A 24790-nucleotide genomic window follows, 5' to 3' on the forward strand; every position below is an offset into this window, starting at 1 on the left:
ACCAGCGCGTAAGCGCCAAGGAGTAACCCCATGCGTAGTGTTCCTGAGCGCCCCATCTACCAAAGAGGCGATCAAAGATAATCAGCACGCTACCGTAATTTCCGTCAAGATATTCTAGATTCGACGCATGGTGTACGCGATGAGCCGACGGGGTGTTAAGTAAGCAGTCACTCCAACGGTCCAAGGCGTGGAATCCAGGTTGCGTGAATCCAGAACTGATATAAGAGATTGAGCGACAACAACATCATGACAATACGCGGTGGCATGTCGAGCAACGGGGCAAGCATGAAGAACAGTAACGAGCCCGTAAGACGCCCGGTCCATCCAAAACGGTATCAGGCGTCGCACCTGATCGTAAGTCCCTGCGGTAACAGGGACGATATTCGCCGCCTCGACCAATCGGTCGTGGCGGTTATATATTGACTCTCAAGGGCGTTGCGATAAGTCGGTCACAACAAACGTGATGTCGCTGAGCATGCGCCATTTTACTGGCAACATCCTGGTTTTCTGACCGGTAACGGTCAATGTAGCGCTTAGATGATTATCAGAGTTTAATGCAATCCAACAGCATTATCTCAGGCAGCATGACAATGCCCATGCCAGCGAGTGCAGCCTGGCGTAACCCTTGATTTCGATGCAATCGCATTGTTCCATGCTTGTCGGCGACGCAGACTTGTACCTCAATGTATATGACCTGTCGCTGGATACAGAATACTAAAACAAACGACACTCCCGACACATACCAGACAAGTCGCTGCCTTTAAATACAAGCACTTGATCAGCGTTCATGCACGACGCCAATTTACCCGAGTGCCAACCTAAAGGAAAATCAGATGACGAATCTCTCCCAACGCCTGCTGAGCAAGCTGGCAGCATCATGCATTCTTATTTCCACCTTCGCCCAGGCGCAACAACCCGCCCAGCAGGGCACGGCGGCGGAAAGCGGCCGCTGGATTACTGAAAGCGGCAATCTCGAAGTCGATATCGCTCCTTGCGGCACGGACATGTGCGGCACTATCGTGCGCGTCATTGCCAATCGTTCGATGAGCAATCCCACTGTCGCAATGCAGCCGACCAACGCCGGCTCGCCATTGGGAAAGAAAATCCTGTTCGATCTGAAGCCCGCAGAGCAAGGCGGCTGGCAAGGTCATATCTACAATCGTGAAAATGACAAAACCTACAATAGCCTGATCGCTCTGATCGCGCCGGATCAGCTCAAGCTGACCGTTTATGAGGATACGCCCGCGCACGGCAAAACGCAGGTCTGGAAGCGGCCAGATGCTCAGGTTCCCCAATAAGCGCGTAGCAGCTGCAGTTTTGGGTAAGTGGCAAGTGTCAAATCACGCCGGGATCTATTCCGGTCCGGATTGCGGCTAGCCACGCATTCTTATACTACGGGAAATCCTGGTTCAAGCGAGGTTAAAACATGACAAGAAATATGAAAAATCTGTTCCATAAACGCAAGGCAGGTCTGGTGTATGCATGCCTCCTGTTCGCTTGCACTAACGCCGGACTTGCCGCTGCACCGCCGCCCGCTCTGGTCGATTATGGACCGGCGCCGGAATTCACCGGCATTCAGACATGGCTCAATTCAAAGCCGCTGACGATGGCGTCCTTGCGAGGCAAAGTGGTGCTGGTCGATTTCTGGACGTATTCCTGCATCAACTGTGTGCGCACGCTCCCCCACGTGACCAAATGGTATGACCAGTACAAGGACAAGGGACTGGTGGTGGTCGGCGTGCATACCCCCGAATTTCCTTACGAGCGCGAGACCCGCAATGTTGAAACAGCGATCCAGCGATCCGGCATCCGCTATCCGGTGGCGCAAGACAATCGCTACGCCACCTGGAATGCCTACGACAATCAATATTGGCCGGCAGCGTATCTGGTGGATCGCAAAGGGACCATCGTGCTCAAACACTTTGGCGAGGGCAGCTATGACGAGATGGAAAACGCCATCCGCAAGTTGCTGACGGATTCCTAGACAAGTAACTGTAACTGTCGCAAGCAGCAATGTCGACAGGTACCCTGCCAGCTCCTAGATCAGCAGGCCAGCTCAGGCCGACTCTGGCCCGCAATCACTCCCAACTCTCTGCCATCCATGATCCGCAGCTCGATGCCAGGGGAAAAACAGCTGGACCTGCGTTGCCAGCACAGTGCCGCCTGACAATCGGGGAACAAGTCGAACACGCTGAAACCCCAGGCATCGTCGGCACCTACGTCGCCCGTATCGCGCAATAGGATAGTTCCATCGCGTTGAGGCACGAAGCTGACATCATGCAAGCCGCCGGCAATTCCCGTCCCCTTGGCTTTCAGGTAAGCTTCTTTGAGGGTCCAATAATAAAAAAACCGCTCCTGCTTGCTTTGTCCCGCCGCACTCCGTATCGCGGCGCTTTCCCCTGTGGCGAAGTGACGCGCGGCGATCTCATCGAAATCGACCTCACGCGCGCGCGCTTCAATGTCTACTCCAAGCTGGCGCCGGCTCGCCATTGCGCAGATAACCGACAGGCCGCTGTGCGACAAATTGAATTGCATGCCGCTGCGGTCGAACGGCGCCGCCAGCGCAGGTTTTCCGGCCGCAGCTATGCTCAGCTGGCAGCGCCCGGCATCGATCGGGTAAGCATTCGCCGGCAGATGGTGGCGCAACATCATCTGCAGCAGAGCCCGCCCGAAAATATACTGGATGCTGGCGTGCTCATCGACATAGGACAGCGCACGACGCCGTTCCGCGTCGTCCAGCAGAGCCCCGAAACGCACCAGTGCGGCGCGGCGGTCGGCTGACGATCTATCCAGCCGCAGCAGCCAGACCGAAACCGAATTAGACGCCATCGTGCCGCCACTGAGAAGTGGGGCATGAGACAGGCATTGGCACAGCCCGAAATTGGCGTTGCTCCAATGAGGCTTCTATCAGTTGCAGCAAATCGCTTTCTGCCGACTTCAGGAAAAAATGACCGCCCGGCAGCTCAGACAGACTGAACCCGGCGCTAGTTTGATCGCGCCAGCCCAGCATATCCTGGCGCAGCGCCGCGTGGTCGTGCGAACCGCAAAACGCCACTATGTCGCTCGCTATCGGCTTGCCGGCGTTGAAGCCGAATGTTTCAATCATCGAGAAATCGGCGCGCATCGCCGGCAGTATCATCTTGAGCAGTTCAGGGGCATCCAGTACCGCGGCCGGAATGCCGCCGTAGCGGATCAACTGGCGCAGGAAATCAGCATCCGACAATTTGTGCAGGATATGTCTTTCGGCAAGATTTTCGGGGGCTTGAAAAGCGCTGAGGAAAAGTTGCTCAGGCTGCGGCAAATTCATTTTCGCAAGCTGGCGCGCCAGTTCAAACGCCATCAGCGCGCCCATGCTGTGGCCGAAGAAGGCAAACGGACGGTCCAGCAACGGCGCGATTTCCTGCAATAATTTCTGCATCAGCGCCGCCATTGAATCGAACGGCGCTTCTTCAATCCGCATTTCCCGGCCCGGCAGGCAAACCGCCATCACTTCGACGCCAGGCAGGCGCGCTGGCCATTGGCGATAGATAGCCGAGCCGCCGCCGGCAAACGGAAAAGTAAACAGCCGATATGGTGCGCCGATGTTTTTCGAAAAATTGCTGAACCAGATAGAGGGACTGTAGTCCATAGCGCGTCGCTTTCAGAAAGATGATATCGCCGGATCCTAGCTTTGCTTGACGCGACGCCAGATTTGCGTGCTGCCGAAGATGGGCAGGAATTTGTAGCCGCGTATTTTCAATTCATTCGGCCCAAGCAGTGTCATCACGCAATCATAGGTCTTTGCTTTATCGCGATTGTAGATTTTTCCGTTCCATTCGCCTTCGCCGTCGGGGAAAAATCCGACAGGCTTTTCAAGCCGGCCAGCGGCAGCGCATCGGCTTTCGGCGCTTCGCCGCCAGGGCTCATGGAACGGTTGGAGATCACCCGGCTGACGCTGCCGCACAGTGCTGCGCCGCAGGGCGCGATATCGACCTCCAGGTTACCGCTTTCAGTGACCCACTTGCCTAGCGGTCCGGCGCTGCCGGCCGTCTTCGACGGCACTTTGTCCGCCTGCGAAAAGGCAGGTGCGGCCTGGCTCATGCAGGTGGCAAATATCAGTGCAAACATTGCTATTTTTTTCATCTTGTCTCTCCCGTGTTGTCAGTTTCGGCGCCAGGAAATGCGGAGCCAACGGCGCCACCCCTGCCCCGATTTTTTTGCTCCAGATCGGAGCAAAAGCTCGGTGCCGTCTTATTTCTTTGGTCCGTCGAACTGGTAGCGCAGACCGATCAGCAGGCTCTGGTCGCGCGTATTTTCAAGTTGGGCCGTCACTGGGAAGGCGCCAAAACGGGAACGTTCAACGCGGCCGGAATGCGTGCTGCCGCCATCCAGGCTCAGATACCGGTACTCGAGGGTCATCGACAAACCAGGCGCCACATTTTCCAGAAAACTGACGCCCAGAATTCCTTGATAAGCCCGCTTGCTGACAGAATCATCGAAAGCGACGGTCTCGGTGGCGTTCGTGACGACCAGGCTGTTCCATTTGCTTTTCACATGGCCGGCGCCAATCCCGACATACGGGGATATGCCGAACGATGTCTTGCCGAAGTCATACAGCACATTCGCAAAGACAGAAGATTTGTCTTCGTGGCCGCTCGCGTTAGCGTCGTGCAAGGCGCCCGCCGTTACATGATTGAAGCTGTTGCGGCGGAATCCGCCTTCCAGTTCAGCCCGGATGCCGTTGGAGAACCCCCAGCCGATACTGGCCAGCACCGCAGTCCCGCCGTCGGTCTTGGTGTTGCCGCCTGGCTGGACACCGAAAGAGGCGCCGATGCTACTGATCGTTTCCGTGTGCAGGTCGTTGTAGCCGAAGCCGCCTGCGACATACAGGCCGCTCACCGGCTCAGCCAGCGCCGGCAACGACGTGCCGGCGGCGAGCAAGGTCAGCGTTGTTGCTAAAGATTTCCAGGTCGATTTCATTTTGTAGGTATTTCAAGTAAATGGATTGAATGTCAGACCAGAGGCCGATAGCAATGATCGGCCTCTGGTCTCTGTTACTAGTGACGGCTGCCGGCACAGGGCAGCGCCTGCTGCTGCGGTGGCGGCGCCGCGGTTCAGTTTGCGCCGCGCTTGGCGACTTCCACCGCCATTGCCTGCGCCATGAACTCATGCACCTTGGCGGTTGGAAAGGTCTCTGTCAGGTACAGGAAATGGTCAGGATCGCATTGGCCCTTTGCCTTCAGCGCTTCGCAAGAGTCCAAGGTATTGGAAAAGCCGAACTCGCTGCCATGGGCGATCATGCCTTTCAGGAAAGCATCGAAATCCCAGTGGATGAAATGGATATTCAATTCACCCTCAAGCCGTGCCAACATCGCTTCGAATTTCTGGTTGTAGGCCTGCGACACATCGCGCGCGTGCCCTGCCAACGGCGTGTTGCGCAGCGCCGGCACCACCGAGATGTCGATGAAATTCGGCGCCATGATGGTTTTTGCACCTGCTTTGACCAGCGTCCGCAAGCCATGCTCCAGACCATCCACCGCATCGTTGATGATTTTGTCCGACGCCGCCGGCGTCGGCGCAGTAGCCGCCAGGATCACATCATTGCCGCCATTGAATACAAAATAAAAGGCATCCGGATCGGCCTTGCCGCCACGTGGTTCGAGGTAAGCCTTCAATTGCTGCGGCAGGTCGTCCGGACCGTCCGCGCCCGCCAGGGCATCGCGCACAGCAAAATTGGTGCCGACAGCCGGGCCGACCAGATGATTGGACGACTTGACCTGGAAACCCATGCGCGCGGCCAGCAATTCGCCTGCAACCGGGCCATTGGTGGTGCGGTTCTTGTAGAACGGCGCGGGTGATTCGCCGTGCGTGCTGGCATAGTTGCCGGTATCGGACAGCGCGCCGCTGAACTCAATAAACTGGCTGAACGGTTTGGCCTGCGCCGGGGCGGAAAACAGGACTGACAAACTTAGGACCGAGGCGAGCAAGCCGACAGTTAAAGAACTTTGTTTCATGATTATTCATTTCCCAGTGAAGTGTAAAAAAAAGTGAAAACACGCCTTACCCAAGGTGCTGCAAGCTCAATTTGATTTTGTCGGCGAGACCGAATACATGCGGCTCCGACATCATCGTGATGTGATTCCCAGGCACCAGTGCGACCGTTGTGCGATTGCCGGAGAAACTGTTCCATCCCAAAGTCGAGGCTGCGCTGCCGGCGTCGGCGTCGTCGGCGGCCGAATAGTCGTAGTCGGGATGGAATTCCTCGGCCTTGAACAATGTGATCGGCACCGGCTGCGTGTCGTGCGGCAGATAGGCTGTCTTACTGTTCTGCACAAAGACTTGGAAGAAACCGCGTACTTGTGCCATGGCCGTTCCCGGAGGCAGCATGCCGCCCGCTTCCATCTTGTCCTTGAAATAAGCGAGCTGAGCTTCCGGTCCCAGGCAACGCAGTTCGGCATGATCGACGCCCAGATCCTTGCCGGCCGACTCAGACAGGATGGCGCCGAATTTGGCCAGCCATGTCGCGTCGTCAGTGTTGTCGAGCGAAACCTGAGCCGGCTTCGGCAGCGGCGCCGGGGCGTCGATCACAATCACGGAGGCGATTTGCTCGCCTTGTTGCTGCAACTGCTGAGCCATCTCGAAAGCAATCCAGGAACCGAAACAATGGCCGCCCAGCAGATAAGGTCCGTGCGGCTGCACTTTGCGGATTTCCCTGATGTAGGCGGCAGCAATTTCTTCCACCTTCTCCAACGGCGCCTGCTGGCCGTCCAGGCCGATCGCCTGCAAACCATAGAATGGCCGGTCGGCTGGCAGCATGCTGGCCAGCGCGTAGAAATACAGCACATTGCCGCCGCCGCCGGCGACGCAGAAGAACGGCATTGCGGTACCCGTGGCGCGAATCGGCACCAGTGGTGACCAGGCCACGTTCTCGGTTTCGTCGCGCAAGGATTCGCCCAATTTTTCAATCGTCGGATTTCTGAACAAGGTCGCCAGCGGCAGATTCTTGCCGAATTCGCGTTCGATTTCCGCCATCAGATAGACCGCTAGCAGCGAGTGGCCACCGAGGTTGAAGAAGTTGTCTTGTACGCCGATCGGGCTGATTTCTAGCACGCTTTCCCATAAGCTCACCAGGCGCCGCTCGATGCCGTCGCGCGGCGGAACCAGCGATTGCTCGCTGACGCCGCGCTGATGATCCGGCGCCGGCAGCGCCCGATAGTCGACCTTGCCGTTGCCGGTCAACGGCAGTTGATCGATCATCACGAATACCGAGGGCACCATGTAATCGGGTAGCTTGTCGTATAAATAGCTGCGCAGCGCGGCAGACAGCGAAGCTCCCGCTTCACGCGCAACGATGTAGGCCACCAGCCGGTCGCCGCCCTTTTGCTCCTTCTGCACCCGGACAATGGCGGCGGTGACGCCGGCGTGGCTGCCCAATACCGTTTCGATCTCGCCCAGTTCTATCCGGAAGCCGCGAATCTTGACCTGGTTGTCCAGCCGTCCCAGATACTCGATGTCGCCGTTCGGCAAATAGCGCGCCAGGTCGCCAGAGCGGTACAGCCGGGCGCCCTCTTCGCGGCTGAACGGATGCCCGATGAAGCGTGCCGCGTCAAGTTCCGGCCGACGCAAATAGCCGCGCGCCAGGCCGTCGCCGCCGACGTGGATCTCGCCTACCACGCCGACTGGCAGCGGTTGCAGGAAGGGGTCGAGGATATGCAGTTGCAGATCCGGGATCGGCACTCCCACCATGCTCTTGGTGCTGGCCAGGTCGCGCACCGTCAGCGGACGATAGCTGGCGTGCACTGTAGTTTCCGTGATGCCGTACATATTCACCAGTTGCGGCTGGACGTCGCCATGGCGGTCGAACCAGGGTTTCAGGCTCTGGATATCCAGCGCTTCACCGGCGAAGATCACCAGGCGCAAGGACAAGTCCGAATTCGAATTTGAGTCCGAATTTAAGTCCGATTTCGGTGCAGCCTCGCCGTCCGCCTGCATGAACAGGCGGAATGCCGATGGCGTCTGGTTGAGCACCGTCACTCCTTCGCGGATCAGCAGAGCGCGGAATTCAGCCGGCGCGCGGGTCACCAGGTGGGGCACAACTACCAACCTGCCCCCATGCAGGAAGGCGCCCCAGATTTCCCATACCGAGACGTCAAACGCGAACGAATGGAACAGCGGCCACACATCCGTCGCATTGAAGCGATACCACGGCCTGGTGGCGGCGAACAGGCGGCTGACATTGCGGTGCGTAATCTGCACGCCTTTTGGCTGTCCGGTGGTGCCGGAGGTATAGATCACGTAAGCCAGATGATCGACTCCGACGCTGCACTTCAGCTCAAATCCTGCTGCGTTGCCGATGGCGGCGATTTCCGCCCAATCGGCATCGAGGGCGACGACTTTCGCACCAGTCTGCTGCAAGTCGGCCGCATACACCTGCTGCGTCAGCAATACTGAGACGGCGCTGTCGCCGATTATGAAGGAACGGCGCTCGATCGGGGTGGCCGGATCGAGCGGCACATAGGCGCCGCCCGCCTTGAGGATGCCAAGCAGCCCGACGATCATTTCCCATGAGCGGTCGACGCAGATGCCTACCAGCACGTCCGGGCTCACGCCCACGTACTGTAGATAGCGGGCCAGGCACTCAGCCTTATCGTTAAGTTCGCGGTAACTGAGCCTGACATCGCCGTACACCACGGCCACCGCATCTGGCGTGGCCGCTGCGCGTGCTTCAAAGACACGGTGCAGGCACTCGACCTCCAGATGGGTGTCCGGCAAGGCGCCGCTGGCTGTGATTACATCGCTGCGAGCCGCCGCCGACAAGATAGGGATCTGGCCGATATGCTGAGCGGGTTCTTCGGCTATGCTGCGCAGCAGAACCCCAAAACTGTCGGCCAGGCGGGCGACGGTCGACGCGTCGAACAGATCGGTGTTGTACTTGAAGGAACCGAAAATCGCTTCATCCACGCTGGTCAGCTCCAGCTCAAGATCGAACTGTCCTTCCTGCTGCGCCATGTCGAAATGCTCGACTTCCAGGCCGCCCCAGTTGACCCGCGCTGCAGCCGGCTGATCCGGCACGGTCAGATCCAGCAAACCGCCCTTGCGTTGCGCACGCTGGAACACGAACGAGACCTGGAACAGCGGTGCGTGGCTGGGATCGCGCTGCGGCCGCAAGCGCTCCACCAGCAAGGGAAAAGGATAATCCTGATGCTCCAATGCGCCCAGTACGGTGCCGTGCACCGTAGCCAGCAATGACTTGAACTGCGGATTGCCGGACAAGTCCGAGCGCAGCACTACCGGATTGACGAAATAGCCGACCACATTGGCCAGTTCGCCTACGCGCGAGCCTGTGGTCGGTGCGCCGACCAGAATCTGTTCCTGCCCTGAATAGCGATGCAGCAAGACCTGGAACGCCGCCAGCAGCAGGGTGAACTGGGTCACGCCTTGGTTCTTGGCCAGTCCGGTGAGGCGCTGCGCCAGATCGTGGTCGAGACTGAATTTGTGAGAGGCGCCGCGATAAGTCTGAACCGGCGGTCGGGTGCGGTCGGTCGGCAGGTTCAGGGTCGGCAGGTCGCCGTCCAGTTGCTGCTTCCAATAATTCCACAAACGTTCGCCCTCGGCGCCGGCCAGCATTTGCTCCTGGCGCAGCATAAAGTCACCGTAGGATGCGCTCAGCTCCGGCAGCAGCGCCTTTTGCCCCTTCACTTCGGCGTCATATATGCGCCCCACTTCCTCAAGGCTAAGCCAGAGCGACCAGCCGTCATACACAATATGGTTGACCGTGAGCAGCAGCACATGGTCATGCGGCGCGCACCTGAACAGCTGGGCGCGGAATAGCGGCCCCTGCTCAAGATCGAACGGCTGCTGGTAAGCGGCGGTCACCTGCCGGCTCAAAGCTTCCGGGCTGGCATCAGCCGCCTGGACCAGCTCGAACGCTACGCTCTGGTAGCCGCAGACTTGCTGCACCAACTCGCCATCCTGCATGATGAAGCGCGACCGCAATGCGCTGTGCCGCTCCAACAGGTGCTGGAACGAACGTTGCAGCGCATCGACGTCGAGTTCGGAGCGGATGCGGATGCTGAACGCGATGTTATACGCGCAACTGTCTTTCGCGCTCTGATGCAGAAACCACAGCGCCTTCTGCCCGCGTGACAACGGCACCTGGGTATATTGCTCGCTGGCCTGCTTGCGCAGCATCGACGCCAGCAGTGCGCGTTTGTCCAGCGCCGATAGCGCCGGAAGAAAGGTTGGAACAGCACTCATACATCAAGCTCCTTAGCCAATAATTTTTCAAGCGCCAGATCGATTTCCGAATCGGACAGTTCATGCAACAGTGAATCCAGGTCAGTCACTTCCTTAAACAGCAGCTCTTCGGCCGGATGCCGATGAGCGGCATCGTCAATCACCGGCACCGCATGTACCTCCACCATGCTGTCGAGGTGGGCGATCAGATCGGACAGTGCATTGCCTTTCATCAGCTCCAGAGTAGAAACTTTTATGCCGATATTTTTCTCGATCGCACCCTGCAATTCGATCCCCATCAGCGAATCCATACCCATGTTCAGCAGCGAGTGGCTGCTATCGATCTTGCTGCGCGTGACGCGCAGGATGGCCGATATCAGTTCCTGCATGGCGTCGTCGATGGCCTGGCGCCTTTGCTCCGGCTCCAGCTTGCACAATCCCTGCAATGGACCTTGTCCGGATTCCACGTCGTGTTCGCCCGAGGTGGCGGCAAACACCTTGGCATTGCGCGACGCCTCGGGCCAGTTCGGGTAAGAGGTGCGCAGCATCTGCCAATTCATCATGGCGGCGCCGACACTGACCGGCTTCCAGTCGAGGATCTTGTCCAGTACGCCAAGCGCCTGCGCCGGCGTGAACGAACCGAAACCCATACGATTCAGGTAGTCCTCCACGCCTTTTTGGCGAGCCGCCATGCCGACTTCGCCCAGCGCTCCCCAGTTGATGCCGATCACCGGCAAATTCAGGGCTCGGCGGTGATGCGCCAGCGCATCCAGGAAAGCATTGGCTGACACGTACGGGGCCTGGCCCGGATTGCCGACCAGCGAGCCAACCGATGAAAACAGTACGAAATAATCGAGCGACAGGCTGCGTGTATGGCGATGCAGCAGCCATGCGCCCATCGCCTTCGGTTGCATCACGGCGTGGATTTTCTCCGCTTCAAGTACGCTGATAGCCGCATCATCAAGCACTGCGGCGGCATGGAACACTCCCTTCAACGGCGGCATGTCGGCAGCGATGGTCTGCAGCAGTTGTTGCACGCCGACGTCATCGGCAATATCGGCCACTGCGGCGAACACCTGGACACCAGCCTGCTGCAGCTCCTGAACCGCCTGCCGCGCTTCCGGCGTACTGGCGCCGCTACGGCCGACCAGCACTAGGTGACGCACACCTTGGCTTGCCAGCCAGCTCGCCATTTGCAAGCCGAAACCGCCGAAACCGCCGGTGATCAGGTAGCTGGCATCGCCATCGAAACGTGCCGTCTGCTGCAGGCTAGCGGATGCGATGCGCTCAGCTGCGTCGCCGAAATCGACAACCTTGAATGCGAACGGCTGATCCGACATTTCCGCACTATTGCGCTCGCCATGCTTGGCGGCGGACTTGCTCTGCACCGCCAGGGCTTGCAGGTCGCCAGCCGCAAAATGTGCGCTGACTTGTGCCGCAAGGTCGGCAAACAAGCCGGGATCGTTGCGGATGATCTGGCCGATATCTATGCTGGCTTGCGACTGGTTGGCCTGTAGCGGGCGTACTGTCTCGGCAGCGCTGAGCTGCCCCCGGTTGCTGTCGATGAAACGGCCGAAAGGTCCCAGCAAGCCGCGCGTTTTCCCCGCAATTTCACCGCCCAGGTCATTCAGCACGACATCGAGGCCGCGGCCGTCGGTGAGCGCTTTGATCCGGTCGACAAACTCCATTGAACCGGAATCGAACACGTGTTCCAAGCCGAGTCCATGCAGATAGTCACGTTGCACTGCCGTGGCAGCCGTGACGTACACGGTTGCCCTGAGCCAGCGCGCCACCTGGATCGCGGCCTGCCCCTGCCTGCTGGCGGCGTTGTGGATCAGGATGCACTCGCCCTGCCGCAGGCGAGCCACGTTGTACAGCGCGTGATAGGCCGCGGTAAAGCTGGTCAGCTGGATCGCGTCTACTCTGGTCCCGGAGAAACTTTCGCTGTGCATCAACTGAGCCGCGGCCACGGTCATGAACGCGGCCGGTTCAGCCTGCAGCCGCAGCATGACGCAATCACCCGCTCGCAAGCTCTGCACCTCAGCGCCCAGGGCGGCAACCACGCCAAATGCCTCGGCGCCGATGAAGCCGGCGGCAGCGCCTTGCTCCGATTCGGCCAGGACGATACGACCCAGGGCGATTTCGACCTCATGAGCAGCCGGCGCACGGCGCACCGCTGGCACGCTCGTGCCGGCTGCAGCAGCGGCCGAAGCCTGATCCTGGCCGACACCGTAGGCCAGGTCATCCGGGCTGCGGCGCACCAGCCGCAGTGCATGACGGCCGTCGGCGCGCAGCGCAACTTCCTGCTCGCGGCTAGTCGAGAGGATTTCGTGCGCCAGCACTGCTGCGCTCGGATCGGCGCCTGGATCGACATCAACCAGGCGCAGGCGCAGCTGCTGGAATTCATTCATCGCCACCCGGACAAAGCCGATCAGCGCCGCCTGCGGCACTGCCACTTCGGCCTGTTGCGGCGTTGCCGCCTGGGCTTGGGCAGTCACGAAAAACAGCTGTGGCGCGCTAGCGGCGCTGTGTTCGGCCACCGATTGCACCAAATGCATGGCAGAAACCACATTCGCCGTACCGATATCGTCAGCCTGGCGGCCGGCGTCCAGGCTCCACAGATGGATCACGCCGCGCAAGCTTGCTGCGCCGCTCAATTCGAGCAAACGCTGCATATCGTCCTTATTGCCCGAACGGATCACATATTCGCTGGCGCTGACTTGAGTAAAAGCGTCGCCGGCGCGCGCCGTGACGACGCTGTCGGCGCCGTTGCCGCGCAACTGTTGCGCCAAGCCGTCGCTGCAGGTGCCGCTATCGGCCAGCAGCAGCCAGCGGCCACCCTGCACCGCCTCGGTGGCCGGCGATTTTTCCCATTCAAACTGATATAGCCACTGGTTCAGATCCGCCATCTCGTCGTTGCTCTTCTTGGTCAAAGCCTGGGCTCGCACGCCCAGCACTTCTACCAAAATGTTGCCGTCGCTATCGCACAGCGTCACATCGCCGACCAATGCGTTGTCCTGATGGTGATGCAATACGGAATGGCAGCAGAAACTCGCCGTCGGCGTACCGTACCAGCGGATCTGGTCGATATGCACCGGCACGTACACGTTTTGATCGTTGCGCAAGGTGAGCCCCGCCAGCAGCGACTGGAAGCATGCGTCCAGCAAACTCGGATGCAGCAGATTGTTATGTTCGCTGTGCGCCAGCGCCGGATGGCCTTCGATCTGGACCAGCGATTCCGAGCCGTCTGGGCTCAGCCACAAATTGCGCACGCCTTGGAAATACGGGCCGTATTGCAAACCGCGGCCGCGCATGTCGGCGTAGTGGGCGGTATGGGTCACCGCATTCACACAGCGCGTGCGGATCGCGTCCAAGGTTCGCGCCGCGGGCTGCGGCAGCGGCATATGCGACAGCTGGCCGCGGGCGTGTTCGCTCCAAGCTTCGCCTTCCCGTTCGCGGCTGAACACGGCATATTGACGGCTGGCCTCGTCATACGTGACATGCAGGCGCGGCTGGCAGTTAGCGCTGACGATCAGGGCTTTGTGGAACTCCAGGTTTTCCAGGCACAATTGCGGCTTGCCGATGATTTCACGATGAATCGCCAGTCCCAGTTCCACATATGCGGCGCCGGGCAGGATCACCAGGTCTTCGACCCGATGGTGCGGCAGGTAAGGCAGCAAGTTGCCGTTGAGCGTGCTTTGCCATACCAGCTTGGGGCCGTCGATGCGGCGCCCGAGCAAGGCGTGCGAGGCGTAAGCCACCCGATCGAGATAAGCTTCCTTGCCTTCGTTCCAGTGTTCCTCGCGCTGCCATGGGTAAGCCGGCAATTTGACGTAAGCGCCGCCGGCCTCGTAGTAGCTTGGCCAGTCGATCACGGTGCCGGCGCTGTACAGCCCGGCCAGCGCATCAAAAATGGTGGCGTGCTCCGGCTTGCCGCGACGTAATGAAGCAAACAACGCCCCTTGCACGCCCTGCTCTTCCATGCATTCACGGATCGAACTCGACAGGACCGGATGCGGCCCCACTTCCAGGAACAGGCGGTGGCCGTCGCGCAGCAGAGCGTTCATGGCCTGTCCGAAATACACCGGCTCACGGATATTGTCGCACCAGTACGCCGCATCGTAGTCACCGGCGGCGGCCAGATCGCCGCTCACGGTGGAATACAGCGGCACCGTAGCGGGACGTATTGTCAGCCCGGCCAGCACTTCCAGCATTTCCGCCTTCAGCGGTTCCATGGTATGGCTGTGATAAGCGACTTCGACGGCCAGGAAGCGATGGAATATTTTCAGTTCCCTCATCTGCTCCGCGACCCGTTGCAGGACCTCGGTATCGCCCGACAAGGTGACAGCCGTCGGCCCGTTCGCCGCGGCCAGCGAAATCAGGCCCGGATGCTCGGCCAGGTAAGGTGCGGCGGCGGCGGCTGACAAACCGACCGCCAGCATGGTGCCGATGCCGGCGGCTTTTCTCTGGATCCGGCTGCGATGATAGGAAACCAGCAAGGCGTCTTCCAGATCGAGTACGCCGGCGATATAGGCGGCCGACACTTCGCCGACACTGTGGCCCACTACGGCCGCCGGCTCCACGCCCCACGAGCGCCAGAGTGCAGCAAGGCCTGCTTGCACCACAAAATTGGCAGGCTGCGCAATTTGCGTTTCGGCGATGCGCGAGCTGGCCTCGTCACGTAACATTTCATCCAATATGGACCAGCCCGACAAGCGCTTGAAGATAAGGTCGCATTCTTCTGCGACACGGCGAAACACCGGCTCGCCGGCCAACAGCTCGCGTCCCATGGCCCACCATTGCGGCCCCATGCCGGTCAGCACGAACACCGGCTTTTGCCCCTTGTTGGCGGCGGCACCGACGGCCATGCCGGCGCTGCCGTTATCGATAAACTGCCGCAATTGCGCCAGCATGTTGTCTTGCGTGTCGGCTACCAGGGCCAGACGCTGATCCTGGTGGCCGCGACGCAGCGCCGCCGAAAAACAAAGATCGTGCAGCGACGCCGTGCCGGCCGTCATCTGCGCGTGATAGCTTTGCGCCAGGTCGGTCAGGGCTGCCTTGCTGCGCGCCGACAGCGGCAGGATATGCAGGGCCGAGACCGGGCTGCCGTCCTGCTTCTGCGCTGCGGGTTCGGCCACGAATTGCTCCAGGATCGCATGGGCATTAGTGCCGCCGTAGCCAAATGAGTTGATCGACACACAGGCGACACCAGGTCCCGGCGGCATCGGTTCCAGGGCTAGCGGCAGGCGCAAGCCCAGTTCAGCGAACGGGATGTTCGGATTGGCCATGGTCAGATTGGCCAGCGGCGGAATCGCGTTGTGCTTCAGGCACAGCGCCAACTTGATCAGGCCGGCAACCCCGGAGGCCGCCTCCAGATGGCCGATATTGGCTTTGACCGAGCCGATCACGCAAGCCTGTTCGGCTGTGCGCCCCTGCCCCAACGCCGCGCCGATCGCACGCGCTTCGAGCGGATCGCCGATTGGCGTGCCGGTGCCGTGCGCTTCCACATAGCGGATCTGCTGCGGGTCAACCTGAGCTTGCGCGCACACCTTGCGAATCAGCGCTTCCTGCGAATCCGGATTCGGCACCGTGATGCCGTCAGTGCGGCCATCCTGGTTCGCGCCGGTGCCGCGCACCAGGCCATAGATGTCGTCGCCGTCGCGCAACGCGGCGGAATATGGCTTGAGCACCACAATGCCGGCGCCCTCGCCGCGGCCGTAGCCGTTGGCTCGGATGTCGAAGCTTTTGCTGCGGCCGTCGGGCGACAGAAAGCCGCCTTTGCACATCGCTATCAGGTTTTCCGGGCGGTGCATGACATTGACGCCGCCGAACAACGCCAGCGCGCATTCGCCGCGCCAGATCGATTGACAGGCTTCATGCATTGCCACCAGCGAGGAAGAACAGGCGGTATCGAGCGTCAGGCTGGGGCCGCGGAAATCGAAAATATAAGAAAGCCGGTTCGACAGGATTGTCAGCGTCGACCCAACCGCGGAATGGGGACCGATTTGATCACGATTGAGGGGGCTGAACTGGGTCAGCAGGTTATCCAGCATGAAGCCGCCGATATACACACCGGTATCGGAACCGGCCAGCTGGTCTGGTTGCAGGCCCGCGTCTTCCAGCGCTTCCCATGCGACTTCCATCAGCAAGCGCTGCTGCGGATCGATGAACCCGGCTTCGCGCGGCGAAATGCCAAAGAACGATGCGTCGAATTCTTTGATTTTTTGCGTAATGAAGCCGCCGGCGCGCACATACATTTTGCCTGGTGTGGCGGGATTGGGATCGTAGAATTCATCGGCGTTCCAGCGGTCGGAAGGGATGTCGACAATCCCGTCCTTGCCGTTTTTCAGCAACTCCCAATACTCGGCCGGGTTGCAGACGCCGCCGGGAAAGCGGCAACCAATGCCAATGATGGCGATAGGCTCATGTTGATATTTAAGCATTTTATTTCCGATTGAATTTGTAAATCGAACAAAAGGGTGGATCTTTTCACTGCAGATCCGCTCAACGGCGCCCCGGCGTCACCAGAGCGAGTGAATTCCAGCCATATTTCCAAGCAAACTACGCAAACAAAAATAGCATTTGACGCGTCTTTAAAATGAGCATCTGTTGCCATAAGTAAATATTGCGGCGCATTTGATTGCACGTCAAGCGTGTTTATTAAGTCAAATGTCTCATTTATGTCATCTTATGCAATTTTAAATTTAATAATTGCATTGACATCAATGCCAAATGTTTATTATTGAAAACATTGCATTATTTGATATATAAGCCCTCCGGCGTCCGGATTCGTTTATACTCAACAGATAAAGCATGCGAATTTTTCTTTGGATCGATGTGGCAGCAGGAGCGCAATAACGCCTTGTGGAGGTCCGCCCTTCGACCCGAGTCGCCGCCAAAAGTGGCTTATCTGATTAATCAGGAAGTAAAGAGCACAGAGAAATGCAAGCTGCAGAAAATATTTTTGATTCCGCCACGGTGGCCGAAGGTGTACGCAAATTGATGGAAGGTCGGGGCATTCCCAGGCGCAGGCAATCCAAGGAACTTACCCGCATACTCAATCTAAGCTTTTCGCACGCACACCGAAAGTTAAAAGGGACCAGCCCATGGACGCTGGAACAGCTCAAGAAGATCAGTGAACATTTTAATGAGCCGGTCGGCACGCTGGACCTTACTCATTACAGCAGCGCGACGACCGAAAATGATGGTGAAATACACGATGCCATTTTTGTCGTTGGGGAGCGCGAACTGTCCTGTATTGCTTGGATCGGCGGCCAGGCGGCGATACAGCACCGGGCTGAATTTGTTGCGCTGAAAACGGAACACGGCTGGCGCATCGTGGAAAATTGCCCGGCGCTGGACGGCAGCGCGCCGCGCCATCAAGTCGAAAAAATCGAGATTCACGTCCATCAGCCCCATCTGCCCAGCATCGCCGTGATCGACGATGACAAAAACTCAGCCGACAATCTGCGCGACTATCTAAATGAAACCGGATTCAAGGCGACATCGTTTTACAGCCATGCAAGCCTGGAAGCGGCGATGCAGGAAACAGAGTTCGATGGCTATGTGGTGGACTGGTTATTGGGCTCGACCACTACCGAGCAACTGATCCGTTCTATCCGCCTGTCTTACAATTCGGCCGCGCCTATCATTTTATTAACAGGCCAGCTCATTACAGGCAAGGCCAACGAATCGGATGTGGCCCGCGTCATCGTGCAATTCAACGTGATCTGCCAGGAAAAACCGACCCGTCTGTCGATCATCGCGGCGGAGCTGTCCAGCACGATCATTCAATCCTGAAGAACCGCTCCAGCTGGCAGTATTGCAAAGCTCGGCGAGCGGCCACAGCCGCGGCCTGACTACCGGCTGGCGTTCGTTTAGAGACTATCACCTGCGATGAAAAACATAACAAAAACACCAAGCAAGCAGACAATATTTTTCTTCGTCACCTCACTCCTGCTGACCGGGGTGATGGTGTATTTTGGCCAGACAATTTTCCTGACGCAAAGCAAGCTATCCGGCGCGTTCGGCCCGCAGTCCAGCAATTACGATGCTTTCGCACAGTTCCAGATCTCTTTCGAGCGCATGGGTCAGGAGACAGTCCGCTATTCGACTGGCTTGGACCAAGACGCTGAAGAACTGAATAAGCGCTATCAGAATTTACAGTCCAAGTTCCGAAAATTATCCGAACCAGCCAAGCTGGATGAGCTCGCCCGGCAGATGCCGGAATATCGCAGCAGCCTGTTCGCACTGAGCAGTTTCATGCAGACACTGACCAGCGAATTACCTCAATTGCCGCAGCATGCAAACGTCGCGAAAGAGATGGTGCAGCAATTCGAAAGCATGCGCCGGCCGCTCGACGACCTGACCAATGCGGTGCGCAATTTCGAGCATGACCATTACACTGCAACTGCCGACAATCTGTTACTTCTCCGCCGTTCGATGTTTATCAGCGGATCGCTCCTGTGGGCCAATTTTTCCGTATGGGTTGCGCTGCTGCTGCTCAATGTCAGGCACTCGCGCGCAGTTAATAAACAGCAGGAATACGCGATCAAAGCCGAGCACCAGGCTCTGATCGCCAGCCAGAACGCAATCATGAGCAAAAATACTCTGCTGGGCATGATCAGCCATGAGTTGCGGACGCCGCTGCAGACCATTATCTCGTCGATCGATCTGCTCACGCTGCACACACAAAAGAAAAATCATCATTCGGACGTCAGTATCATTAAGCGACTAGGTGAGGCGTCGGTGCAGCTTGAAGAGCAACTGAAGGATGTAACAGACTACGCGCGGCTGGACGCAAAAAAACTGAGCCTGCGTCAGGCCACATTCAAACCTTGCAAACTGATGCAATCCGTTGTGGAAAATTTCGACAGCCAGGCAAAGGAAAAAGGCCTCAAGCTCATTGCCCAGATCCAGGACAGCGATATCAACGTATCGTCCGATCAGTATCGTATCCAGCAGATCGCCAGCAACCTGATTTCCAACGCGATCAAATATTCCGAGCAGGGCGAAGTGCGCGTGCACCTCGCCCCCGTGACGCCCGGCACGTCACACCTGGTGTTCAGCGTGGAAGACACCGGCCCCGGCATCGGCGAGGACGATTTGCCCAGATTGTTTGAACCGTTCATCCAAATAGACCAGTCCCATGCGCGACGCTATGAAGGCGCGGGGCTCGGACTGGCCATCGTGAAGCGCCTAGTGGATTTATTCGGCGGCGATATCCTGATCCGCAGTGCACTTGGATCCGGCACCTGCTTCGAGGTCAGCCTGCCGATAGAAATAGTCGCTCCAGCCGCGCCTGCGGAAGCGGCAAGCGACCTCAATGCAATTCGGCAAAATCGTATATTGCTGGTCGACGACAACATGGATGTCCGGGCCTCATTGAAGGAAGTCATCGAACAACTCGGCTATCAGTGCGAGGTCGCCGACAGCGGTGAAAACGCACTGCAAAAAATCGCGGTTCAGCGTTTTGACGCCATCTTGCTGGATATCCAGATGCCGGAACCGGATGGTTTTGCCGTCGCAGCACATGTCCGCAACAACGCGGGACCAAACCAGCATGCACCCGTTATCGGCATCAGCGCCTATCTGCAAAAGAACAGCACGGACGAAGAATTGCGGTTTTTCTCACACTATCTGCTGAAGCCGATCCGCCAGGAGAAATTGGGCGCCATCCTGCACCAGACGATCTGGGCGAAAAGATAGGGAAGCGCAGGGTCAGTCGGCAAGAGGCAGCGAAAACTGTGCTTGCAGACCGCCGCCGTCCCGATTTGACAACTTCAGCACGCCGCCCAGCGCTACGGCCAGTTGCTGCGCGATTGCCAAGCCCAGGCCGGCGCCGCCGGTCTCCCGATTGCGCGAATTTTCAATGCGATAGAACGGCTGCAATACCGCGTGCAATTCGGACTGCCGGATGCCGGGACCGCGATCGAGCACCGCAATGGAGATCTGGCCAAGCGGTGCGGCTGCCACCTGGATTTCCACATCCTCGCCAAACTTGAGCGCATTGTCGACCAGGTTGGTAATAATCCGCCGCAAGGCATGCGGTCGCGTCATTAACGGACGGTTGACCTGGCCGCTCAGGCGCAGCGCATGGCCGGCATCGATGTAGTCGTATACCAGGCTGCCAAGCAGTGCATCAAGGTCAGTGCGGCAAGGAGCTTCAGTGATGCCCTGAGCGTTGCGGGCATACGCGATACCCTCCTCCACCAGCGCCTGCATGGCCAGCAAGTCGCCCAGCATCTTGTCGCGCTGGAGTGAATTATCCATCAGGTCCGCCCGCAGGCGCATGCGCGTGATGGGAGTTTGCAGATCATGCGAGACTGCCGCCAGAATCTGCATGCGCTCGTTCAGAAAATCGGCAATCCGACGTTGCATGGCGTTAAAGGCGGCTGCCGCCCGCGCCACTTCCAGCGGCCCGTCTTCCGGCAGCGGATTAATTTTCATATCCGGCGTCATCAAATCGGCTGCGCGCGCCAATTGCGCCAGCGGACGGGTTGCCAGACGCACGGCCAGCCACATGAACAACGTCAACATGCCGAGTTGGACCGAAATGATCAACGGCACCCACGGCGAAACCGGCATGGCCGATGGACTCAGCACGATCGTCAGCGGCGTGCCATCGGCCAGCCTCAGGTGGATGTCGAGCTGCTTGCGGCCGGCGGCCGGCACGGCAGTCGTGGTCACTGTATAGCTAGTATCAAGCGCAGCCCCGATCGAGGCAATCACCTCCGTTGCCAAGGGCAGCCGGACCGGCGCGCCCTCGGCCACGGGTCCGAGCACATAGTGGTAGTTGCGGCGCTCCAGCTTGCCCAGCCAGGTGGCGCGCTCTGCGGCCGGCACCCGTTCGAGGATGGCGACCGAACTGGCAACGTCTTTGCCCAGGCTATACAACATCATGGTCTTGCCGGACTGGGCCCGTTCATACAGGATCAAGCCGAACGACAGCCCATGCGCAGCAATCAGCCCGAAACATAATATGAGGGTCAGGCGGCCGAACAAGGAACGTGGCCACCAAGGCAGCCGAGCCGGCAGCGCAGACGCCTTCACGGCAGTTCTCTGCCAGGCTCGACGACGGCGGCAAAGACGTAGCCCTCGTTGCGCACGGTCTTGATGTAACGCGGCTCACGTGCATCCTCCAGCAAACGCTGGCGCAAGCGGCTGACCAGCAGATCGATAGAGCGATCGAATAACTCGGCCTCACGGCCCTGGGTCAGATTGAGCAGCTGGTCCCGGTTCAGGACGCGCTGCGGATGGTCGAGGAACACCCGCAGCAGGCGGAATTCGGCGCCGCTCAGAGACACCATGGTGCCGCTGGGATCGAGCAAATGGCGCGCCCTGGTATCGAGCAGCCAATCGCCGAAGGCAATGGTATGCGCCGAATCGACGGTATTCAAATTCGGCGGCAGCATCCGGGTTCGCCGCAGCACCGCACGGATGCGCGCCATCAGCTCGCGCGAAGCGAACGGCTTGGTCAGATAATCGTCGGCCCCCATCTCCAGGCCAACTACGCGATCGGTTTCATCGGAGCGCGCAGTCAGCATCAGGATCGGCACCGCCTTGGTCTTCCCGGTGCGCAAATCACGGCACAGGGCAAGGCCGTCCTCGCCGGGCAGCATCAGATCGAGAATGATCAGATCAAATGTGCTCACTTCAAGCGCCACACGCATTTGTTTACCATTGGCGACCGTGCTCACTTGAAACCCGTTTTTGGTCAGGTATTCGGTCAACAGCTCGCGGATGTCACGATCGTCGTCGACGATCAAGAGGTGGTCAGCTTGTTTCATACTTGCTTTATATCCGTTTTTTTCAATGGAGAACCACACATTTATATCTTAATGTATCTGCGGCTCCGGCATATACACAACATTGCAAGATCCGCACCGCAAAAACACATGGCAGATACATGGGCGGGTTGAAATCACTGTACTCGCTGACGCGCCTGCTTGCAGCCGACAGCGGGCCTCATGCAATCAAACCGTTTGGAGAAACCCGATGAAACACATTGTCATGCATCCATGGACCCGCCTTGATTACAAGGCCGCCTGATGTTCAATATCCTGCTAGCGCTCATGGCTGGGGTGTTCACCATCGCCGCCCCCTGTATTTTGCCGATGCTGCCGATTCTGCTCGGCACTTCGATTGGCCAGACCAGCCGGGCTCGCCCAGCCTTCATCGCACTCGGCTTTGTCGTCACGTTCTCCGCCTGCGCGCTGGTGTTCAGCTTATTTTCCGACATACTGGGCTTGTCGCAGCAGAACCTGCGCGACGCTGCTATCGCACTGTTACTGGTGTTCGGCGTGCTGATGATATGGAAACGACCGTTCGAACTGCTGACACTGCGCCTGAGCGGCGCCATCAACCGCGTCAATGGGATCGGCTCCCGCGCCGAGTCCGGCAATATCGGCGGACTGGTGCTGGGCATGACCCTCGGCGCCGTCTGGACCCCCTGCGCCGGGCCTGTGCTCGGGTCCATCCTGACACTGGTGGCGACCTCGCACAACCTGGGCCGCGCTACAGTGCTGTTGCTGAGTTACTCGATAGGCGCTGGCATCCCGATGCTGGCCATTGCCTACGGCGGCCAGCAGGCGTCCAGCCGGGTGCGCAAGGTTGCGCGTTATTCAAGCCGCATGCAGCAATTATTCGGCGTCTTTATCATCCTCACCGCCGCCGCCATGTATTACCAGTACGACACTTTGATCACAGTGTGGCTGTCGAATTTCTACCCGGCTCTGCAACAAAGCTTGTGAATACAGGGGCCGTGAGGAAGAGGTGAGCGCAAGACCTATGCCGGCTATAAGGAGACAATGTAATGTTCCGCGCATGATGCGCTCGCGCAGAAAACCGGAACGGCTATCGTTGCCGTCTAATTTGATCTGGCCGTCTGATGGAACATAAAAACCTTGTAATAGCTTGGTCAACGTACTCTTACCGGAACCGGAAGGCCCCATGATCGCAATTACTTTGCCGGGGCTGACCTTTAAGCCAAAATTCTGATACAGATAGGTTCGTCGCAATGGGGTAAAGCAAGCATCTTTTGCAGGCACTTAAAATGAACACTATAGATTGTAGCCCTAAAGTGATCAAAATGAGTACGTCCAGTCTTCTTTATGGAGATTGCGATGACGTTACGCAAAGGATTTGCCGACGCTTTGCGCATTGTGCGCAAACACAAAGATTTGACTCAGGAAGATTTTTCGGAAGTTTCAAGTCGCACTTATTTGAGTACTTTAGAACGAGGTATGAAATCCCCCACTCTGGACAAAGTTGATGATCTTTCAGCTGTGCTGGGAATTCATCCGACGACCCTACTTTTGCTCGCTTATTCGCTATCTGAAAAAATCACCGTGGAACGGCTTTGCGATAGAATTATTTCCGAAGCTAAGTCGTTTGATTCCTGAGTGTTGCAGGTACCAGCAGGCTCGACAAGAGCTCCGCTTATGCCTAGTGCTTGCTGCGGCCCGCAAAACCTGCGACGACTAAACCCATATTAAACGCGCCGAGGATGGCTTCAGATCCACACAGCATTTTTAAGGTCGTTGTTGTTGGCCAGATATCTCCGTAGCCCAAGGTAGTGAATGTGACGGCGGAGAAATATATACCGTAAATTCAGTTCAGAGATGCTTTATCGCCCCAATCAGCTCCGTGAAACATTCGGGCATAGATGCCGATCATAAGTAGCGCAAAGAAAAATATTCGGTAGCGGCGTTCGCCGTAACCCCACATCGCACATTCCACCACAAGAACCAGAGCAATTTCCGGCACAACGGGAGGCACGTGACTGATTGAAAATGTTGATATGTAGAAAAAATATAACAACTTCTTTACAAAAAACACGATTCAGAGTTGTTACCTCCCCAGAAATAATTACGATTACCAATAGAACGTGTTCAGTTGACAAAATAAAGACGCGGCTATCAGGCAAGGATTCCTGCCTGGCGCTGTGGCGCGCGCGGCAAAGCGGGATGCAGATCCATCGCCTGATCACCGCGCTCGATGAAAGCGGCCAGCGCACTCGTTCACACGGCGTGCCGCCGGCCTTGCTGCAGGCCCAGGCCGATGCGCTCGGCGTGCCGCTGGCGTTCTACAGCGCCAGCTGGCAGCAGTATGAAGAAAAATTCATCGCCGCCTTGCGCGCTGCCCATGGCGACGGCGTGCGCCACGCGGTGTTCGGCGATATCGACCTGCAGGCGCACCGCGAGTGGGAAGAAAAAGTCTGCGCCCAGGCTGGCCTGCAAGCTTGCCTGCCCTTGTGGCTGCAGCCGCGCCGCCAGCTGGTGGATGAATTCCTGGCGCTCGGCTTCAAAGCGGTGGTGGTCTGCATCAACGGCAATTATCTACCGCAAGAATTCTGCGGCCGTGAATTCGATGCCGCCTTCCTCGCCGATCTGCCGGCCGGCGTCGATGCCTGTGGCGAGAACGGTGAATTCCATACCTTCGTCTACGACGGCCCGGCGTTTGCCCATGCCGTGCCGTTCCGGCGCACCCGCATCAGCCCTTACCAGGCGCCGCCGGAATTGGGATCGACCATGTTTTATTTTCAGGAGCTGACGGCAATCTGAAGTGTCTGGCG

19 protein-coding genes and 1 pseudogene are annotated in these 24790 nt (G+C 58.4%); 7 read left to right on the forward strand and 13 right to left on the reverse strand.

The genetic code is table 11. The features are described from left to right. Nucleotides 1-52: 52 nt before the first annotated feature. Nucleotides 53-335, reverse strand: a pseudogene (locus tag CPter91_RS26125) (sterol desaturase family protein); the annotation flags it as partial. A 498-nt stretch (nt 336-833) separates the two neighbouring features. On the opposite strand from CPter91_RS26125, the gene CPter91_RS24240 reads away from it, so the two are divergent. Together CPter91_RS24240 and CPter91_RS24245 are read left to right on the forward strand one after the other, a co-directional pair. Beyond that, entirely contained in the window at nt 834-1298 is a 465-nt protein-coding gene (locus CPter91_RS24240; RefSeq protein ID WP_061945238.1) for a DUF2147 domain-containing protein, read from the forward strand. Nucleotides 1299-1438: 140 nt separating this feature from the next. Beyond that, the gene (locus CPter91_RS24245) at nt 1439-1984 is read left to right on the forward strand and encodes a thioredoxin family protein (RefSeq protein WP_236905902.1); all 546 of its coding nucleotides are present in this window, start codon (nt 1439-1441) and stop codon (nt 1982-1984) included. A 59-nt stretch (nt 1985-2043) separates the two neighbouring features. On the opposite strand, the gene CPter91_RS24250 is transcribed toward CPter91_RS24245, so the two are convergent. The 8 genes from CPter91_RS24250 to CPter91_RS24280 all read right to left on the reverse strand — a co-directional run bounded on the left by CPter91_RS24250 (nt 2044) and on the right by CPter91_RS24280 (nt 16658). Then, a complete protein-coding gene (locus CPter91_RS24250; RefSeq protein WP_061945242.1) occupies nt 2044-2829 on the reverse strand; it encodes a 4'-phosphopantetheinyl transferase family protein in 786 nt (261 codons plus the stop codon). Then, nucleotides 2819-3628, reverse strand: coding sequence for a thioesterase II family protein (locus tag CPter91_RS24255; RefSeq protein WP_061945244.1), 810 nt, complete (start codon nt 3626-3628; stop codon nt 2819-2821). Before CPter91_RS24255 ends, CPter91_RS24250 begins: the two co-directional genes overlap by 11 nt. 36 nt (nt 3629-3664) lie before the next feature. Beyond that, a complete protein-coding gene (locus CPter91_RS27845; protein WP_417924868.1) occupies nt 3665-3802 on the reverse strand; it encodes a DUF2147 domain-containing protein in 138 nt (45 codons plus the stop codon). Then, nucleotides 3763-4122, reverse strand: coding sequence for a DUF2147 domain-containing protein (locus CPter91_RS27475; protein ID WP_061945246.1), 360 nt, complete (start codon nt 4120-4122; stop codon nt 3763-3765). The genes CPter91_RS27845 and CPter91_RS27475 overlap by 40 nt, the downstream gene beginning before the upstream one ends. Nucleotides 4123-4230: 108 nt before the next feature. Then, nucleotides 4231-4959 carry an outer membrane protein gene (locus CPter91_RS24265; RefSeq protein ID WP_061945249.1) on the reverse strand — a complete coding sequence of 243 codons (729 nt, stop codon included), beginning with the start codon at nt 4957-4959 and terminating at the stop codon, nt 4231-4233. Nucleotides 4960-5093: 134 nt separating this feature from the next. Next, a complete protein-coding gene (locus tag CPter91_RS24270; protein ID WP_061945251.1) occupies nt 5094-5993 on the reverse strand; it encodes an SGNH/GDSL hydrolase family protein in 900 nt (299 codons plus the stop codon). 46 nt (nt 5994-6039) lie between these two features. After that, a complete protein-coding gene (locus CPter91_RS24275; protein WP_061945253.1) occupies nt 6040-10236 on the reverse strand; it encodes a non-ribosomal peptide synthetase in 4197 nt (1398 codons plus the stop codon). Further along, the gene (locus CPter91_RS24280; RefSeq protein ID WP_061945255.1) at nt 10233-16658 is read right to left on the reverse strand and encodes a type I polyketide synthase; all 6426 of its coding nucleotides are present in this window, start codon (nt 16656-16658) and stop codon (nt 10233-10235) included. The genes CPter91_RS24275 and CPter91_RS24280 overlap by 4 nt, the downstream gene beginning before the upstream one ends. A 499-nt stretch (nt 16659-17157) precedes the next feature. Here CPter91_RS24280 and CPter91_RS24285 point away from each other — a divergent pair, with 499 nt between their 5' ends. Both CPter91_RS24285 and CPter91_RS24290 read left to right on the forward strand, forming a co-directional pair. After that, a complete protein-coding gene (locus tag CPter91_RS24285; protein WP_061945257.1) occupies nt 17158-18015 on the forward strand; it encodes a helix-turn-helix domain-containing protein in 858 nt (285 codons plus the stop codon). Nucleotides 18016-18111: 96 nt separating this feature from the next. Beyond that, entirely contained in the window at nt 18112-19923 is a 1812-nt protein-coding gene (locus tag CPter91_RS24290; RefSeq protein ID WP_061945259.1) for an ATP-binding response regulator, read from the forward strand. A gap of 12 nt (nt 19924-19935) precedes the next feature. On the opposite strand, the gene CPter91_RS24295 is transcribed toward CPter91_RS24290, so the two are convergent. Next, nucleotides 19936-21252: an ATP-binding protein gene (locus tag CPter91_RS24295; protein ID WP_061946602.1), complete on the reverse strand. Its 1317-nt coding sequence runs from the start codon at nt 21250-21252 to the stop codon at nt 19936-19938. A gap of 11 nt (nt 21253-21263) precedes the next feature. Then, the gene (locus CPter91_RS24300; protein ID WP_061945261.1) at nt 21264-22004 is read right to left on the reverse strand and encodes a response regulator; all 741 of its coding nucleotides are present in this window, start codon (nt 22002-22004) and stop codon (nt 21264-21266) included. Nucleotides 22005-22265: 261 nt separating this feature from the next. On the opposite strand from CPter91_RS24300, the gene CPter91_RS24305 reads away from it, so the two are divergent. Further along, entirely contained in the window at nt 22266-22967 is a 702-nt protein-coding gene (locus CPter91_RS24305) for a cytochrome c biogenesis CcdA family protein (protein WP_061945263.1), read from the forward strand. Here the strand turns inward: CPter91_RS24305 and CPter91_RS27555 are convergent. Beyond that, nucleotides 22857-23264 (reverse strand): ATP-binding cassette domain-containing protein, encoded by a 408-nt coding sequence (locus CPter91_RS27555; RefSeq protein ID WP_205631636.1) that lies wholly within the window; start codon nt 23262-23264, stop codon nt 22857-22859. The genes CPter91_RS24305 and CPter91_RS27555 overlap by 111 nt on opposite strands. Nucleotides 23265-23339: 75 nt before the next feature. Between CPter91_RS27555 and CPter91_RS26135 the strand changes: the two genes are divergently transcribed. Beyond that, the gene (locus CPter91_RS26135; RefSeq protein WP_082793562.1) at nt 23340-23618 is read left to right on the forward strand and encodes a helix-turn-helix domain-containing protein; all 279 of its coding nucleotides are present in this window, start codon (nt 23340-23342) and stop codon (nt 23616-23618) included. A gap of 43 nt (nt 23619-23661) precedes the next feature. Here the strand turns inward: CPter91_RS26135 and CPter91_RS27850 are convergent, their stop codons facing one another. Then, entirely contained in the window at nt 23662-23826 is a 165-nt protein-coding gene (locus CPter91_RS27850; protein ID WP_082793216.1) for an ion channel, read from the reverse strand. Between the two features lie 293 nt (nt 23827-24119). On the opposite strand from CPter91_RS27850, the gene CPter91_RS24310 reads away from it, so the two are divergent. After that, nucleotides 24120-24779, forward strand: a complete 660-nt coding sequence (locus CPter91_RS24310) for a Dph6-related ATP pyrophosphatase (RefSeq protein WP_257722471.1) — start codon at nt 24120-24122, stop codon at nt 24777-24779. Nucleotides 24780-24790: the final 11 nt, after the last annotated feature.

The sequence above is a fragment of the Collimonas pratensis genome (genome assembly GCF_001584185.1).
In the GTDB taxonomy this organism is placed as follows: Bacteria; Pseudomonadota; Gammaproteobacteria; order Burkholderiales; family Burkholderiaceae_D; genus Collimonas; species Collimonas pratensis.

What these genes read in the sequence shown, in the direction of transcription:
- CPter91_RS24240 (WP_061945238.1), top strand. Translation starts at nt 834, where the DNA reads ATGACGAATCTCTCCCAACGCCTGCTGAGCAAGCTGGCAGCATCATGC.
- CPter91_RS24245 (WP_236905902.1), top strand. Translation starts at nt 1,439, where the DNA reads ATGAAAAATCTGTTCCATAAACGCAAGGCAGGTCTGGTGTATGCATGC.
- CPter91_RS24250 (WP_061945242.1), bottom strand. Translation starts at nt 2,829, where the DNA reads ATGGCGTCTAATTCGGTTTCGGTCTGGCTGCTGCGGCTGGATAGATCG.
- CPter91_RS24255 (WP_061945244.1), bottom strand. Translation starts at nt 3,628, where the DNA reads ATGGACTACAGTCCCTCTATCTGGTTCAGCAATTTTTCGAAAAACATC.
- CPter91_RS27475 (WP_061945246.1), bottom strand. Translation starts at nt 4,122, where the DNA reads ATGAAAAAAATAGCAATGTTTGCACTGATATTTGCCACCTGCATGAGC.
- CPter91_RS24265 (WP_061945249.1), bottom strand. Translation starts at nt 4,959, where the DNA reads ATGAAATCGACCTGGAAATCTTTAGCAACAACGCTGACCTTGCTCGCC.
- CPter91_RS24270 (WP_061945251.1), bottom strand. Translation starts at nt 5,993, where the DNA reads ATGAAACAAAGTTCTTTAACTGTCGGCTTGCTCGCCTCGGTCCTAAGT.
- CPter91_RS24275 (WP_061945253.1), bottom strand. Translation starts at nt 10,236, where the DNA reads ATGAGTGCTGTTCCAACCTTTCTTCCGGCGCTATCGGCGCTGGACAAA.
- CPter91_RS24280 (WP_061945255.1), bottom strand. Translation starts at nt 16,658, where the DNA reads ATGCTTAAATATCAACATGAGCCTATCGCCATCATTGGCATTGGTTGC.
- CPter91_RS24285 (WP_061945257.1), top strand. Translation starts at nt 17,158, where the DNA reads ATGCAAGCTGCAGAAAATATTTTTGATTCCGCCACGGTGGCCGAAGGT.
- CPter91_RS24290 (WP_061945259.1), top strand. Translation starts at nt 18,112, where the DNA reads ATGAAAAACATAACAAAAACACCAAGCAAGCAGACAATATTTTTCTTC.
- CPter91_RS24300 (WP_061945261.1), bottom strand. Translation starts at nt 22,004, where the DNA reads ATGAAACAAGCTGACCACCTCTTGATCGTCGACGACGATCGTGACATC.
- CPter91_RS24305 (WP_061945263.1), top strand. Translation starts at nt 22,266, where the DNA reads ATGTTCAATATCCTGCTAGCGCTCATGGCTGGGGTGTTCACCATCGCC.
- CPter91_RS26135 (WP_082793562.1), top strand. Translation starts at nt 23,340, where the DNA reads ATGACGTTACGCAAAGGATTTGCCGACGCTTTGCGCATTGTGCGCAAA.